The 15,353-nt window shown below is 43.3% G+C and carries 13 protein-coding genes; 2 read left to right on the top strand and 11 right to left on the bottom strand.

Going from position 1 to position 15,353, the window contains the following annotated elements; translation table 11 throughout:
- Window positions 1–349: 349 nt before the first annotated feature.
- The 6 genes from PQ477_RS17990 to PQ477_RS17965 form a co-directional block, all read right to left on the bottom strand.
- Window positions 350–4,822, bottom strand: coding sequence for a beta strand repeat-containing protein (locus PQ477_RS17990; protein ID WP_274272614.1), 4,473 nt, complete (start codon window positions 4,820–4,822; stop codon window positions 350–352).
- A 241-nt stretch (window positions 4,823–5,063) separates the two neighbouring features.
- Window positions 5,064–5,867, bottom strand: coding sequence for an ABC transporter ATP-binding protein (locus tag PQ477_RS17985; protein WP_274272613.1), 804 nt, complete (start codon window positions 5,865–5,867; stop codon window positions 5,064–5,066).
- Window positions 5,867–6,883, bottom strand: coding sequence for a FecCD family ABC transporter permease (locus tag PQ477_RS17980; RefSeq protein WP_274272612.1), 1,017 nt, complete (start codon window positions 6,881–6,883; stop codon window positions 5,867–5,869). Before PQ477_RS17980 ends, PQ477_RS17985 begins: the two co-directional genes overlap by 1 nt.
- Window positions 6,884–6,909: 26 nt before the next feature.
- Window positions 6,910–7,887, bottom strand: a complete 978-nt coding sequence (locus PQ477_RS17975) for a FecCD family ABC transporter permease (protein WP_274273596.1) — start codon at window positions 7,885–7,887, stop codon at window positions 6,910–6,912.
- Window positions 7,888–7,940: 53 nt separating this feature from the next.
- A complete protein-coding gene (locus PQ477_RS17970) occupies window positions 7,941–8,996 on the bottom strand; it encodes an iron-siderophore ABC transporter substrate-binding protein (RefSeq protein ID WP_274272611.1) in 1,056 nt (351 codons plus the stop codon).
- A gap of 95 nt (window positions 8,997–9,091) precedes the next feature.
- Complete coding sequence (locus tag PQ477_RS17965) at window positions 9,092–10,141, bottom strand: NAD(P)/FAD-dependent oxidoreductase (RefSeq protein ID WP_274272610.1); 1,050 nt, start codon at window positions 10,139–10,141, stop codon at window positions 9,092–9,094.
- Window positions 10,142–10,286: 145 nt separating this feature from the next.
- On the opposite strand from PQ477_RS17965, the gene PQ477_RS17960 reads away from it, so the two are divergent.
- The gene (locus PQ477_RS17960; RefSeq protein WP_274272609.1) at window positions 10,287–10,592 is read left to right on the top strand and encodes a hypothetical protein; all 306 of its coding nucleotides are present in this window, start codon (window positions 10,287–10,289) and stop codon (window positions 10,590–10,592) included.
- Window positions 10,593–10,603: 11 nt separating this feature from the next.
- On the opposite strand, the gene PQ477_RS17955 is transcribed toward PQ477_RS17960, so the two are convergent.
- Both PQ477_RS17955 and PQ477_RS17950 read right to left on the bottom strand, forming a co-directional pair.
- Complete coding sequence (locus tag PQ477_RS17955; RefSeq protein WP_144558940.1) at window positions 10,604–11,395, bottom strand: ABC transporter ATP-binding protein; 792 nt, start codon at window positions 11,393–11,395, stop codon at window positions 10,604–10,606.
- A gap of 94 nt (window positions 11,396–11,489) precedes the next feature.
- Window positions 11,490–11,816: a hypothetical protein gene (locus PQ477_RS17950; RefSeq protein WP_274272608.1), complete on the bottom strand. Its 327-nt coding sequence runs from the start codon at window positions 11,814–11,816 to the stop codon at window positions 11,490–11,492.
- A gap of 327 nt (window positions 11,817–12,143) precedes the next feature.
- Here PQ477_RS17950 and PQ477_RS17945 point away from each other — a divergent pair, with 327 nt between their 5' ends.
- Window positions 12,144–12,884 carry a carbonic anhydrase gene (locus tag PQ477_RS17945; RefSeq protein ID WP_052008355.1) on the top strand — a complete coding sequence of 247 codons (741 nt, stop codon included), beginning with the start codon at window positions 12,144–12,146 and terminating at the stop codon, window positions 12,882–12,884.
- A 47-nt stretch (window positions 12,885–12,931) separates the two neighbouring features.
- Here the strand turns inward: PQ477_RS17945 and PQ477_RS17940 are convergent, their stop codons facing one another.
- From PQ477_RS17940 to PQ477_RS17930, 3 genes are all read right to left on the bottom strand, one after another.
- Complete coding sequence (locus PQ477_RS17940; RefSeq protein ID WP_274272607.1) at window positions 12,932–13,777, bottom strand: PhzF family phenazine biosynthesis protein; 846 nt, start codon at window positions 13,775–13,777, stop codon at window positions 12,932–12,934.
- 80 nt (window positions 13,778–13,857) lie between these two features.
- On the bottom strand, window positions 13,858–14,697 hold the full coding sequence (locus PQ477_RS17935) for an MBL fold metallo-hydrolase (RefSeq protein ID WP_035398910.1): 840 nt from the start codon (window positions 14,695–14,697) through the stop codon (window positions 13,858–13,860).
- Window positions 14,698–14,726: 29 nt separating this feature from the next.
- Entirely contained in the window at window positions 14,727–15,263 is a 537-nt protein-coding gene (locus tag PQ477_RS17930) for a D-glycero-alpha-D-manno-heptose-1,7-bisphosphate 7-phosphatase (RefSeq protein WP_274272606.1), read from the bottom strand.
- Window positions 15,264–15,353 lie beyond the last annotated feature (90 nt).

Raw genomic sequence — 15,353 nt, 5'->3', positions numbered from 1 at the left:
TTGCTCCTTTTTTCTAGATCCTTGTGAAAACACCACTAGATAGCAAATCAGATATGTCCACTTGAAACAGACATTTATTTTTATGTCAGCTTGTTCTGACAATTGAATCGCTAGCATGTCTTCCGGTTGTTTCAGTTTTTCCAATGAAGATCCTATTTATTTAAAAACATTTTCTAATCGTAACAAAAACATGTCTTTTCAGCAAGAACAATTTCAGCTACTTCAAATAAAAACATCTTCCCATGATATGTAGACTTGAAAGAAGTTTCTCAACACATCTTTTTTTGTTGTAGTCAGAAAAGGTAGCACAAAGGAGAACACTTTTCTGACTACATTAGTCCTTAAGGAACTAAATTGTAATTAAAGTTCCAGATGGTCCACTTGCATAACGATGAATGGTTACGTGACCTGCACTATTAGCTTGGTTTGGAGCATTAGCAAGGACGACTGGGAATGTAGAGAAATTCGTGATCTGAATTGTATCCCCTGCATTGTAATTTTGAACTCGAATAACTAAAGATAACCCTCCTGTATCAGAGCAAGCAATCGGAGCGCTCGGTGAGGCAACACCGTTTATTGTTAAACCAAAAACCGCCCCTACCGTTGTCCCCGCTGCTTTATTAAGACCAACACTTATATAGTACATACCTGGTGTTACAATAGTAATCAAACCAATACCTGGAACGAATCCGAATCCTGAGTATGCACCAGGCGTTAATAAATTTATAGGACCACCCGCTGCTACCGTTTGAGCTTGAACATTACTGTTAAAAAACGGTTGAAGTGAGGATACTCCAGTGACACCTGTGGCACCTGTTACTCCAGTAGGTCCTGTAACACCAGTGGCTCCAGTTACTCCAGTTACTCCAGTTACTCCAGCAACTCCAGTAACTCCAGTAGCACCCGTTACTCCCGTTACCCCTGTAGCACCGGTGACGCCAGCGACTCCGGTTACTCCTGTAGCGCCAGTAACACCAGTGGCTCCAGTTACTCCAGTTACTCCAGCAACTCCAGTAACTCCAGTAGCACCCGTTACTCCCGTTACCCCAGTAGCACCGGTGACGCCAGTGACTCCGGTTACTCCTGTAGCGCCAGTAACACCAGTGGCTCCAGTTACTCCAGTTACTCCAGCAACTCCAGTAACTCCAGTAGCACCCGTTACTCCCGTTACCCCAGTAGCACCGGTGACGCCAGTGACTCCGGTTACTCCTGTAGCGCCAGTAACACCAGTCGCTCCAGTAGCACCAGTGACTCCAGTAGCTCCAGTAGCCCCAGTGACTCCAGTAGCTCCAGTAGCCCCAGTGACTCCAGTAGCTCCAGTAGCTCCAGTAGCACCAGTGACTCCCGTTACCCCAGTAGCTCCAGTTACTCCAGTTACTCCCGTTACTCCCGTTACCCCCGTTACCCCAGTAGCCCCGGTGACACCAGTAGCCCCGGTTACTCCTGTAGGACCAGTCGCTCCAGTAACGCCAGTGGCTCCGGTTACTCCTGTAGCGCCAGTTACCCCAGTAGCTCCTGTTACCCCTGTAGATCCTGTTACTCCTGTAGCGCCAGTTACCCCAGTAGCTCCTGTTACCCCTGTAGATCCTGTTACTCCAGTAGCTCCGGTAATGCCAGTAGCTCCGGTAGCCCCGGTAGCCCCAGTAACACCAGTGGCACCAGTAACTCCTGTAGGACCAGTTACACCAGTAGCACCTGTTACCCCTGTAGATCCTGTTACTCCAGTAGAGCCAGTAACACCAGTAGCACCCGTTACTCCCGTAGGACCAGTAGATCCGGTAGCACCAGTAACACCAGTAAACCCAGTAACACCAGTAGCACCAGTGACTCCAGTAACCCCTGTTGCTCCAGTAACACCAGTAGCACCAGTAGCACCAGTTACTCCCGTTACCCCTGTAGCACCGGTGACACCAGTGGCTCCAGTAGATCCGGTAACTCCCGTTACTCCCGTAGGACCAGTAGATCCGGTAACCCCAGTAGCTCCTGTAACACCAGTGGCTCCTGTAACACCAGTAGCTCCTGTAACACCAGTGGCTCCAGTTACTCCTGTAGCGCCGGTGACGCCAGTAACACCAGTGGCTCCAGTTACTCCTGTAGCACCTGTTACTCCAGTGGCTCCTGTAACTCCCGTTACCCCATTAGCACCGGTTACTCCAGTGGCTCCTGTAACTCCCGTTACTCCCGTTACTCCCGTTACTCCCGTTACTCCCGTAGGACCAGTAGATCCGGTAACCCCAGTAACACCAGTAACTCCAGTTACACCAGTAGCTCCAGTAGCTCCTGTAGCACCTGTTACTCCAGTAGCTCCAGTAGCACCTGTTACTCCAGTAACACCTGTTACTCCAGTCGCTCCTGTAGCCCCGGTAACCCCAGTGGCTCCAGTAGGTCCTGTAGCGCCAGTAGCCCCAGTAGCCCCAGTGACGCCAGTGGCTCCAGTTACACCGGTAGCTCCAGTGACACCTGTTACCCCTGTAGATCCTGTTACTCCTGTAGCGCCAGTAACACCAGTTACCCCAGTAGCTCCGGTTACCCCAGTAACTCCTGTAACGCCAGTGGCACCCGTTACCCCGGTAGCTCCTGTTACTCCTGTAACACCAGTAACACCCGTAACTCCTGTTGCTCCAGTTACGCCAGTAGCACCGGTGACGCCAGTGGCTCCTGTAACACCAGTAACTCCTGTTGCTCCTGTAACACCAGTAGCACCGGTGACGCCAGTAGCTCCAGTAATGCCAGTGGCTCCGGTTACTCCAGTGGCTCCAGTAGATCCGGTAACTCCCGTTACTCCCGTAGAACCAGTAGATCCGGTAACCCCTGTAGCACCAGTTACTCCAGTGGCTCCAGTTACTCCCGTTACCCCGGTAGCACCAGTAACACCAGTGGCTCCAGTTACTCCCGTTACCCCGGTAGCACCGGTTACTCCAGTGGCTCCTGTAGATCCGATAACTCCCGTTACTCCCGTAGGACCAGTAGATCCGGTAACCCCAGTAGCACCAGTAACACCCGTAACTCCTGTTGCTCCAGTGACGCCAGTAGCTCCAGTAGGACCAGTAGCTCCTGTAACTCCAGTAGATCCGGTAGGACCTGTAGCCCCTGTAACTCCTGTTACCCCTGTAGATCCTGTTACTCCTGTTACTCCTGTAACACCCGTAACTCCTGTTGCTCCAGTGACGCCAGTAGCCCCAGTGACGCCAGTGGCACCAGTAGGACCAGTAGCCCCGGTGGCACCAGTAGCTCCTGTAACTCCAGTGGCACCAGTAACTCCAGTTACTCCCGTTACCCCAGTAGCACCGGTTACTCCAGTGGCTCCTGTAGCTCCTGTAACTCCCGTTACTCCAGTAGCACCAGTAACTCCAGTTACTCCAGTCGCTCCTGTAACACCAGTAACTCCAGTAACTCCAGTAATGCCAGTGGCTCCGGTTACTCCAGTCGCTCCTGTAACTCCCGTTACTCCAGTAGCACCAGTAACTCCAGTAGCTCCTGTAACACCTGTAGCTCCTGTTACTCCTGTTACCCCTGTAGATCCTGTTACTCCTGTTACTCCTGTAACACCCGTAACTCCTGTTGCTCCAGTGACGCCAGTAGCCCCAGTGACGCCAGTGGCACCAGTAGGACCAGTAGCCCCGGTGGCACCAGTAGCTCCTGTAACTCCAGTGGCACCAGTAACTCCAGTTACTCCCGTTACCCCAGTAGCACCGGTTACTCCAGTGGCTCCTGTAGCTCCTGTAACTCCCGTTACTCCTGTAGCACCAGTAACTCCAGTTACTCCAGTCGCTCCTGTAACACCAGTAACTCCAGTAACTCCAGTAATGCCAGTGGCTCCGGTTACTCCAGTCGCTCCTGTAACTCCCGTTACTCCAGTAGCACCAGTAACTCCAGTAGCTCCTGTAACACCTGTAGCTCCTGTTACTCCTGTTACTCCTGTTACTCCTGTAGCCCCGGTAACACCTGTGGCACCAGTAACTCCAGTAGGACCTGTTGCTCCAGTAACGCCAGTGGCTCCTGTAACACCTGTGGCTCCCGTTACCCCAGTAGCTCCTGTTACTCCCGTTACCCCAGTAGCACCGGTGACGCCAGTGGCTCCAGTAGCTCCTGTAACTCCAGTAGCTCCTGTTACTCCGGTAGCCCCAGTCGCTCCAGTAGGACCAGTAACACCCGTAACTCCTGTTGCTCCAGTTACGCCTCGTTCTGCGACTAAGCTATAGTCCGCTGATGTCCCTGGTTCTCCTGTCGGCGGTGCCGTGTTTACTACATACAGACTTCCTCTAAAACTTACTAGCTGACCAACTGCATAGTCTGAAACAAGTGTTGGATTGTAGTCCACTATCCCACTATCAAATCCGATTCCTGTTGCTCCTCTACTAACAAGTAGAGTGTAATCAGAAGATGTCGATGGCAAACCAATTGGTGGGGTAGTGTTTACTATGTAAGCACTACCTTCGAACGTCACAACTTGACCAATCTTATAGTCAAACACACGAGCAGGGTCGTAAGGCACAGTACCTTCAAAGCCTGCACCGGTAGCCCCCGTGTTGCCTGGAGCCGCTAACAGTAAATAATCATTCGATTCGCTAGGTATTCCTGATGGTGGGGAACTAACTACAAGATACGTCCCACCTTCATAAATTACAACTTGACCAATTTGATAATTTGTAGCAAGTACAGGGTCGTAATTTACAACCCCCGTTAATCCAATTCCAGTTGCTCCGGTTGCACCAGTGGCTCCTGTTATACTGATTGGAAAGGAATTATTAAATAAAACTCTACCGTTTGTTGAAGTACGCCTAAATCGTTGATAATTTGAACACTCTTCAAAATAACTCAATCTCACTACACCCTCTTTACTCGCCCTTTTATTAGACTATGTAAGCTAAAATGAAAGTGTTAGTGTATTCTCGTGGTATCCTTTTATTTGTCTCTATTACAACGCCGTTCAATAAACACATACAAGTTTTATTTATTATAAAATATGGGGAGTTCTATTTTTTAAAAAGAGAGTACAACATCCTCCATTTTTTATTTACACATAAAAAAACCAAGCTAAATCGGTTAGCTTGGGAAGGTGACTAAACATTTATATGGTAACGACCTTTTGGCACAACAAGAGGCGTATGTGAAACAGGATCGGCAATTACGTCGCATTTTAATTCAAAGATTTCTTGGATAAGTTCACTCGTGATGACTTCCCCTGGTAAGCCTTCTGCTATAAGACGGCCTTGTTTTAAAGCAAAGATATAATCAGCGTAACGGGCAGTAAGGTTAATATCATGTAGAACCATAACAATTGTCGTTCCATGCTTACGGTTCAAGTCCGTTAGCAGATCAAGAATTTCCACTTGGTACGTAATATCCAAAAATGTAGTCGGTTCATCAAGAAACAAAATGTCAGTTTGTTGCGTTAACGCCATTGCAATCCAAACGCGTTGCCTTTGTCCTCCAGACAATTCATCGATATTACGATTAGCGAGCTCTGTAATCTTCATCATGTCCATTGCTTCCGTAACCGCTTCATAGTCTTTTTTTGACCAGCCTTTAAAGATGGACTGATGAGGAAATCTTCCTCGACCAACAAGATCGGCTACTGTGATTCCTTCTGGAACAATAGGTGATTGCGGTAAAAGACCGAGTACTTTTGCCAACTTTTTAGGGGGAATGTCATGAATTTTTTTGCCATCAAGGGTAATGGAACCTTCATCCGGCTTTAATAAACGTGCCATCGTTTTTAATAAGGTCGATTTGCCGCAAGCGTTCGCTCCAATAATAACGTTTATTTTGTTGTTTGGTACCACTAAACTGACATCATTTAAAATGGTTGTCCCATCATAGCCTGCTACAATGTCTTTTGTTTCAAACTGGTGAGTTCCTTTCATTATAAACTTCCCTTCCGGTTCATACGTATAAGTAAATAAAGCAGGAATGGCGCTCCCAACATACCCGTAATCACTCCCACGGGAAAGCGAATTTCAAACGCAAATTGGCCAACCAAGTCTGCAGCTAACACTAAGTTTACCCCTACTAGCCCTGCTGGAAGAACCGTTGAAAGACCTGAACCAACTAGGCGTTTAGCGATTGGACCAGCCAAAAATGCTACGAATGCAATTGGACCTGTTGTGGCCGTAGCTAGTGCAATCATGCAAACTGACGCAAAAATAAGCAACACGCGCGTACGGTCTGTATTTAATCCAAGGGATGTAGCGGACTGCTCTCCTAATTCCAAAATGCTCAAATGCTTACTTAACAACATGACAACAGGTGAACAAATGATAACCGTTAACATGAGTGGATAGATAGCGTCTAGTTGTGCACCGTTTAAACTTCCGCTTAACCAACGCATTGCTGAAGGAAGATCTTCTTGCGCCCCTCTCATTAGTAAATAGGAGATGACTGCACTTAACATTGCTTGTACACCAATTCCAACAAGAATAAGTCGTCCGACTGAAAACGTTCTTCCTCTCGATAATCCATAGATCAACACAACGGTTGCGAGACCAGCAAGAATGGCCACAATCGAGACAATGCTATTACTCGTTTGTAGCACAAGAATACAAAATAATGCAGCAGCACTAGATCCAGCGGTAATCCCAAGTACATCAGGATTAGCTAATGGGTTCCGTAACATTGTCTGAAACGTATTACCAGCAATACCGAATGCAAAGCCAGCAAATAAACCAGCAAGCATACGTGGAAATCGAATCGTATTGACTGCAAAATTTATACTTCCCAGCTCTTCTCCTAACAAAGCGCGAAAAACGTCATTTGCAGGATAAATCGTATTACCTAGCATCAGCATAGCGCCGCAAAGTAAAACACCAGTACTAAATAAGGTAACATTGACCGCCCACCAGCGAAATTGTCTTTTCTTACGTCCTAATTGAATCTTTTTCATAGATTGGGTGTTCCGTGTATGTCTCATCATAGTGAACGTACTTTCATGCGCATCGCAAATAAGATTAAAATAGGTGCTCCTATAAAGGCAGTAATGACACCGGCTTCAAGTTCACCAGGACTGCCAATTAAGCGGCCAGCAACATCGGAAATCGTTAGAATAACTGCTCCTGCAATGGCAGAAAGCGGAATAATATAGCGTAAATCAGCGCCAAGTAATAGACGAATGAGGTGAGCAGACAATAGTCCAATAAACCCGATTGGGCCTGCTAAAGCAGTAGCAGCCCCACATAATAGTACGCCAGCAAATGCAGCTGTTATGCGCAGTAGCCCCGTACGAACCCCTTGTCCGGTTGCGACTTCATCACCTAGTGCTAGCGCATTTAATGCAGAAGCAGAAAGGATTCCTACAAAAAGTCCAACAACAAGAAAAGGTAAGAAAGTCGAAATGGATTCCCAACTTCCCGATCCGACACTACCCACTTGCCAAAAGCGGAATTGATCCATCACATAAGTCCGATTCAGCATAATGGCACTTACGATAGAAGAAAGTGCCGCACTCGTAGCTACGCCTGCTAATACAAGCTTTAGCGGCGTGGCCCCTGCCCGTCCCATTGAACCAATTCCATAAACAAATAGGGCTGTGAGCATCGCACCCACAATCGCAAACAAAATATATTGATTTGTTGTACTTATATTAAAAAAGGCTAATCCCGCTACAACAAATAGGGCTGCCCCAGTATTCACACCTAAAATACTAGGATCAGCAATTGGATTCCGGGTGACGGCCTGCATGAGTGCACCTGATACACCGAGAGCCGCTCCACAAAGTAAACTGAAAATTGTCCGTGGTATTCGCTCTCGCACGACACTTGCGCTATAAGAATCGTAATCAGAGAAAAATAAGCCGGACATTAATTCGTTCCATGTAATGACACGAGAGCCAAAAGCAACAGAGGAAAGCACGCTAACAAGTAGCATCGCTAGTAAAAAGCCGATAACCATTGTTGCGTGCTTAGGTGAATAGCGATGATGTTTCACAACGGCCTTCACCAGATTTACTCCTCTGCCTGATTCAGCGCATCTCCAATTAACTCTAAATACTCATCAAGTGTATAAGAAATAGACAGTGGATTCGGTGTACCTGCTGCTCCTAATTCAGAGCCACCATTGATAAATGCCACTGATCCTCTTTCAATAGCAGGGATTTGTCCTAGACGAGCATCACTTTGTAACGCTTCAAATAAATCATCGTCCCCATAACCAAGAATAACATCTACATTATTAAGGATATCTGCATTCTCAGCACTTAAACTTAATGAAAAGTCTTCTTCATTTGATAGTTCATCTTTAATTTCTTGAGGAAATTCCATATTGAGTTCTTCAGTTAAAAATGCAACCCGCGTATCTGTAGGTGTATATAAATGTAAATTAGACATATCTGTTGCAGAGAAGTTTACCCAAGCAACGGTCTTCCCTTCAATTTCCGGATATTCAGCTAATTTTTCATCAATCAGTTGTTCTGTATCTTCAATCAGTTGCTCGCCTTGTTCTTTCAAACCCATACCTTCTGCATTCATTAACACATGATCACGCCAAGACGTTGTCCAAGGAGAAGTTGGATAAGCGACAACTGGCGCAATTTCACTTAATAAATTGTAATCTTCTTCTGTAATACCTGAGTAAGCAGCGAGTATAACATCTGGTTGTGAATCAGCAATAGCCTCAAAGTCTAGCCCATCTGTGTCTTGAAAAACATTTGGATCTTCTTCACCTAGTTCTTCAAGCTTTTCTGCTGTCCATGGTAGTAAACCGCTGTCATCTTGCACACCGAAATTGGCGGCAGAGAATCCAACGGGCACAACACCTAATGCTAAAGCTACATCTTGGTTCCCCCATTGCACCGTGGCAACACGGTCAGGTACTGAGTCAAGTACCGTTTCTCCAAATGCATGTTCAATGACAATTTGTTCTTCCGTACTGCTTTCGCTATCAATAGTAGCATCTGTATCGTCTGAAGACGTGTCATTAGAGCTATCTGAACAACCTGCTAGTGCAGCAATCATTGCTGTAGAAAACAAAAATAGTTTAGATGAGTGGTTAAGCTTAATCATATCGTACGTTCTCCTCTTCCTATGTACATCTCTTTATAATTGAAAATGATAATCGATATCAATTATATTAGTGTACCTTCCTCCGAAAGTCAATTTTATTTTGCAGCCTGTTCGATCCTTTCATTTTTTTCATCAAAAACAGGATTATGAGAAGAAATGAAAATGTCCATGGCTGACTCTGGTTTTATATAAGTCTTTGCATGATTTACTGCTGTAGCCGCATCGGTAAATGCACCTGCCAACAGATGAATTTTGTTGCCAAACATCGCGCTATCACCAGCAGCATAGATTCCATCTTTTCCAGTTTCGAGTTTATTATTGACGAGAATATGTCTGTCATCTGTTTTTAGACCCCAGTTTCGAATTCCTCCAATGTCTGCCTTCATTCCATGATTGACAATGACTGCATCTACTTTTACATGCTCACATCTATTCAAAAAGACACCTTTATCATCTACTTGATCAATCTCTACAGCATTAATCCTTGCTTGATCACCATCAAGTCGTTTAACGGCAAACGGCATTTTAACCCGAATACGATTAGTAAACATTTTTTCTACATTTCGCTCATGTCCTTTAAACTCGTTTCGACGATGAACAACCATTACATCATGGGCGATACCATATAAAGCGTTCGCAAAATCAACAGCAGAGTCTCCACCACCAGAAATTAATACACGCTTCCCTTTATATTGTTTTACGTCTGTTACAGTGTAATGAAGGTTTGAATTCTCATATTTATCTGCATCTTTAACCGATAATTTTATTGCACTTTTTGTACCATATCCGATCGAAAGAACGATGGTACGTGTAAGGTGACACTCACCTGTTCTGGACTGGATGATATAGTATCCTTCTCTTGTACGTTTAATATCTTGAATCTGTTGATTTAAGACAATAGTTGGATCAAACGTCATTGCTTGCGCTATAAGCTGCCTAGCGAGTTGCTTTGCTTTAATTGGCGGTTGTCCTCCAACATCCCATATCATCTTATCTGGATAGCTATTTAATTTCCCTCCTAAATAAGGGCTTGCTTCGATTAATTTTGTTTTCATTGAGCGCATACCACTATAAAAAGCAGCGAAAAGGCCTGCAGGTCCTCCACCAACAATGGTGATATCATAAAGCTGTAATTCATTCTGCATACAATCACTCCTCTCTCTTTAATAATACTGATAAAGATTCTCATTATCAATATATTTTATCATTTTTTTCTCCCATCTCGTTTTTACATTGATCCAATGCCATGATACCCTTTCTATAACCGGATAGATAAAGGGGGCTATAGACATGATCGTACTAATAGGAGCGTCCTTGCTTATTCCATTTTTTTATTATGGATACAAAGAGCTCCAATTCTTTCAATCAAAAGAAGCAAAAGAAGAAACAAATACTGAAGGCTATCGAAAAGCGAGTATCTATGCATTTCCCTTATTACCATTAGGATGGTTCCTCCTCGAAATGAGCCACCGCTTTTTCACCCTTTCTTTTGATACATATCGCGACCTCATCTGGATACTTATTCTCATTTCTTGTATTGTTTACGGCTTCACCCTTCAACACCAACGTCGAAAAACAGCCAAAAACCTCTCATAATTTCGAGAGGTTTAATTGGCTTGTATAGAAATATTAAGCCAGGGGCGACCGTGCAACCATCTTACACTCACCGGTAATTTAAAGGTAGCGGACAATGATTCATTAGTCAGTACTTCGTCTTTCCGACCAGATCCTATCACTTCACCATCACGAACCATTAATACATTGGTTATGACATCAGATATTTCTTCAATATGATGCGTAACATAAATGATGTGACTTCCTCTTGCACTAATTTCATTCATTACGTTGATTAACTCTTCACGTGTTAATACATCTAAACCTGTACACGGTTCATCTAGAATGAGAATGTCAGGATTATTCATTAAAGCTCGTCCAATTAAGACCCGTCTTTTTTCGCCTTGAGATAAAACAGAAAATGATTTGCCTTTCAAATGTTGTAAACGAAGTGCTTCAAGAATATCATTCACACGCAGCCATTCTTGATCGGATAAATGTTCATATAAGCCGAAGGAAGCGTACTTACCACTTGCTACTATTTCCTCTGCAGTTTCATTTTGCATAATATGCAAAAAGCGGTCTAACGAACTACTGACGTAACCAATTCTTTTTCGAAGATTAGGTAAATTTGTTTTACCGAATTCATTCCCTAATACGGATATCGTTCCTGTTGTCGGAAAAGCATAGCCGTTGATTAAATTCAGTAAAGTCGTTTTCCCAGACCCGTTTAATCCGAGTATACACCAATGCTCCCCTTGGTTAATGGTCCAATTTATATCGTTTAACACCTGCTGTCCATCTCTTTTAAATGTGACATTTCGGCACGTGACTATGTGAGTCATTTCGCATTCTCCATTCGCTTAAAAAGGATCTTCCTATCGTATCATTTTCACACATTTTTTGCACGATTCAATCTAATTGATTTCTCATGTTCGTTCAACGGTAATAGTGATTCATTTTTCGTTTCATTTCGTTCAATTCTCTCTCAACATGATGTAAATCTTTTTGTAATGAAACGAGTAGATCTTCTATATCCTGATAATGACGTAGCCCACCTACTGTTGAAGATGCCCCAGAAAAGACAATAAGTTCTTCCATGTCTTCATCAGATAATGGCGTTGTCGTTTGATTGACTCTTGAAACATCTCTTCCTATTTTTACGCCTAAAAAAAACAATGTCGATGAAATGACGCCAATAAGCGTTTCGAAGTAAAAACAATCCTCTGATAGTCTAAGTTTCTCTTGTTCCTCTTGATTCTCCATTCGGATCACCCTTTTCATTATCACCATTATTATATGAACCTAGAATGGCAGCAAGCACTGAAAAAAGCCTGAAACAAAAAGTATTGGATTCTATTTATACTTATGCACTAAAAAAGGAACCTTAGTGTTCTACAGAAGCTTTAAAAATCGATAAGGCTTCTATTTTTTTAACAAAAACCGGTAGATTCATGTTGGGAAAATGGAAAACGATGTAGATTAATGGGTTTTTATAGGGGATAATCTTAACGTAAGTTAAAAAAGGAGGCGTTTCCAATTAAAAATCTATTAATCTCTCTATCTCTTTCTAGTATTGCCGCTACAACGCTTTTGCCTTCATCTGTTCAAGCTAGTACTCTCACGTATCAAGGTCCTGTTCAAGCCTTACAAGCTTCTTGGTCTTATGAAGGGGAGACAGGACCAGAACATTGGGGAGAACTCGATGAATCTTATGCGATGTGTTCGATTGGTGAGCAACAATCTCCAATTGCATTATCGTATAGCAATCTATCTTCTGCAAAATGGCCGCTTATCAATACATATCAACCAACAACATTTTCTGTTCAGAACAACGGCCATACCATTCAAGCAGATGTGCACGGATCGACGGGAAGCACCCTTCGCCTAGCCGGTGTACCGTATACACTCGCTCAATTTCATTTTCACACACCAAGTGAGCACACACTAGAAGATGAACATTTCGAAATGGAATTACATCTCGTTCATGTAGACAAAAATGATAATTTAGCAGTTTTAGGGGTGCTAATGGAAGAAGGAGCCCATCACGAAGCACTGGACCAAGTATGGGACTTAATGCCAACGGAGGAAGGTACAGCTACGGAAACCGTTGTACTCGACCCTAACGATTTCATCCCCGGCGAATTGAATTCCTTTCAATACGAAGGTTCTTTAACAACGCCTCCATGTGATGAAGGGGTAAAATGGACAGTTTTGGATGAGCCAATAGAGGTTTCAAGAGAGCAACTTGATCGCTTTCAATCGATCTATCCATCTAACTATCGCCCTGTTCAAGACTTAGGTAACCGAGAAGTCGGGTATCACTATCATTGATAAAAAAGCTGGCTACTTATGCCAGCTTTTTAATTTATAATCGTTGTTTATACTGTTAACTTCCCTTCTATACAGGTGACTGTCCTGCCACCTATTAAAATGTGGCCGTCTCGATAGCGAATGTCAACTTTCCCATCACGACCTACACAACTACCTTGGCTGGTTGAAAATTCCGTTACAGGCAATGCCATCTTACGCACCATAGTAGCTACTGCTCCATTTCCACTACCGCAAACAGGATCTTCCGGTACGCCTTCGCCTGGAGCAAATGATCGAACTTCAAACAGTGAGTCTACATTACTACTGTCTCCAAAAATGGTTACACCTGTTATTCCTGAAGGTATAGCCTTCATTAATTGATTCATAACTGGTCTAAGACGTTTAATATTAACGTCTCTATTTATTTTTAATGTTAACCAGACAGGGCCTACATCTATAATCAAACGATCTTCAATGTATTCATTGCTAACTCCAATAGCTTCTGCTATGTGTTGGACGATTTCTTCATCAACATGCTCTACTTTTGGTTCAGGTAATTCGAAGAAAAACCTATCATCCTCTTGTATAATTGTAACAAGACCTCTTTGACATTCTTGAATAATACGTCCTTCCTGTTTTGGCTTTAACCCCCGCTCCATAACGGCTGCTACAGAACCAATCGTTGGGTGACCAGCGAAAGGAAGCTCACTATGAGGGGTAAAGATACGCAGTTTATAATCTGCGAGTGGATGATCTGCTTTACAGACAAAAGTGGTTTCAGATAGATTTGTCCAATTTGCGATAGCCTGCATAATCTCGGTCGATAGCCCGTCTCCATTATGTATGACGGCTACAGGATTTCCTTTAAACGGCTTAGTTGTAAATACATCGACTTGTTGAAAATCAAAACCCATAAACATTCACTCCTTTTAAAAAAGGATAAGGCAAGAATGCTTAAATTGAAAGTGAAAATACCATGAGACCTGATTGCTACTTATTCAACATATCTTCCGTAATCTGGTTTATACACTTCTTTAAAATTTGCTATTAACGCAATTAACCCAGACGTTAGTTCTTCACCAGAAACGGGAACTCCGTGACCAGTAACAGCTACTAGCGGTTCAAGCTTCTGTAAGTTTACAATAGATTTTTCTGCTTCATTCCAATCAGTCGTAAAATAGCGAGGCGGACCATTTACTTCTTGTTTTTGAACAATCGTTTCATATAATTGATCTTGTCGAACCGTAGTGAATGCATCTCCCACAAGTAAACACCGATCGTGTTCACGAAAAAAGGAAACGTGTCCTGGGGTATGACCTGGAGTATGAATCCATTGAAATGATTCTAAAAAAGGGACTTCTCCCTCTGGTAAGGCAGAGACATGTTCAATTATTTGAATGGGTTCGTTAGGGAATAAAGAAGAAATCTTTGCCAATAGACCACCTTCGACGCTTGGATCTGGCTCTGGATATCGTTCTTTTCCAGTCAGATATGGCAACTCTAAAGGGTGTGCATATACTTGTACTTGCCAATAATCAATAAGTTCAATAATAGAACCAACATGATCAAAATGACCATGGGTTAATAGAATGGCTTTTGGTTTTTTTGTGCCATATATTGATTGAGCAGCTTCTATAATATCTTTTGCTCCACCTGGAACACCTGCATCAACGACTACGTAGTCACCGACGTTTGAATGGCCAATAAAGAAAACATTTACAAAGGCATTTGTATATTGAAAGACATCTTCACATACTTGAATGGTCACGCCATTTCCAATTGTTGTTAGTGGGAGTGTTTTGTAGTCATCACCATAGGACATCTTGTTTTTCATTTTCATCCTCCTTAAGAATACATCTGCCTTTATAGGCTTTTCTCTTTTAAAATCCAAGGAACAGCATCAGCCAAAGTTTTAAAAACGGCATCTGCACCATAATTTGCATTCGTTCGACTACCGACTAAAACCGTTTTACAGCCTGCCTTCTTACCTGCTTTAATGTCGGGTTCTCGATCGCCTACCATGATACTTGTTGTTGGATCGACTCCATACATATCGCTTAATTGCTTGATCATAAGCGGGCCTGGCTTTCGACAATGACAACCTTCATTTGGTCGATGGATACAATATGCGATATCGTTGACGATTGCACCATGTTGAGCTAGGAGTTTAACCATTTTTTCATGAATCGTGCGCAGTGTCTTTTCTGTCATATAGCCAAGACCCACACCACCTTGATTTGTCACGACAAAAACAGCGAAACCAGATTGATTAAAAGATCGAATGGCTTCTCCAACTCCATCAAGTAAGTAAAAGTCAGTTGGTTTATTGACAAACGTTACTCTGTTCGTTTTAACCTCATTAATAACGCCATCTCGGTCTAAAAATACGGCTTGATTCATGTCATCCTCCGTTTCGTTCTTTTCTTGTCCTAGCATTTGTTTTTGAATCTAAATTATGTGTTTTTTATTTATACAAACGGTCTTTTTCTG

Origin of the sequence: Shouchella hunanensis, from assembly GCF_028735875.1 — a bacterium.
GTDB lineage: Bacteria > Bacillota > Bacilli > Bacillales > Bacillaceae_D > Shouchella > Shouchella hunanensis.
Note: the sequence above shows the minus strand (reverse complement) of the source record. Positions and strands in the feature narration are given on the sequence as shown.

What these genes read in the sequence shown, in the direction of transcription:
- PQ477_RS17965 (WP_274272610.1), bottom strand. Translation starts at nt 10,141, where the DNA reads ATGCAGAATGAATTACAGCTTTATGATATCACCATTGTTGGTGGAGGA.
- PQ477_RS17935 (WP_035398910.1), bottom strand. Translation starts at nt 14,697, where the DNA reads ATGAAAAACAAGATGTCCTATGGTGATGACTACAAAACACTCCCACTA.
- PQ477_RS17955 (WP_144558940.1), bottom strand. Translation starts at nt 11,395, where the DNA reads ATGACTCACATAGTCACGTGCCGAAATGTCACATTTAAAAGAGATGGA.
- PQ477_RS17940 (WP_274272607.1), bottom strand. Translation starts at nt 13,777, where the DNA reads ATGGGTTTTGATTTTCAACAAGTCGATGTATTTACAACTAAGCCGTTT.
- PQ477_RS17985 (WP_274272613.1), bottom strand. Translation starts at nt 5,867, where the DNA reads ATGAAAGGAACTCACCAGTTTGAAACAAAAGACATTGTAGCAGGCTAT.
- PQ477_RS17975 (WP_274273596.1), bottom strand. Translation starts at nt 7,887, where the DNA reads ATGGTTATCGGCTTTTTACTAGCGATGCTACTTGTTAGCGTGCTTTCC.
- PQ477_RS17960 (WP_274272609.1), top strand. Translation starts at nt 10,287, where the DNA reads ATGATCGTACTAATAGGAGCGTCCTTGCTTATTCCATTTTTTTATTAT.
- PQ477_RS17930 (WP_274272606.1), bottom strand. Translation starts at nt 15,263, where the DNA reads ATGAATCAAGCCGTATTTTTAGACCGAGATGGCGTTATTAATGAGGTT.
- PQ477_RS17970 (WP_274272611.1), bottom strand. Translation starts at nt 8,996, where the DNA reads ATGATTAAGCTTAACCACTCATCTAAACTATTTTTGTTTTCTACAGCA.
- PQ477_RS17980 (WP_274272612.1), bottom strand. Translation starts at nt 6,883, where the DNA reads ATGAAAAAGATTCAATTAGGACGTAAGAAAAGACAATTTCGCTGGTGG.
- PQ477_RS17950 (WP_274272608.1), bottom strand. Translation starts at nt 11,816, where the DNA reads ATGGAGAATCAAGAGGAACAAGAGAAACTTAGACTATCAGAGGATTGT.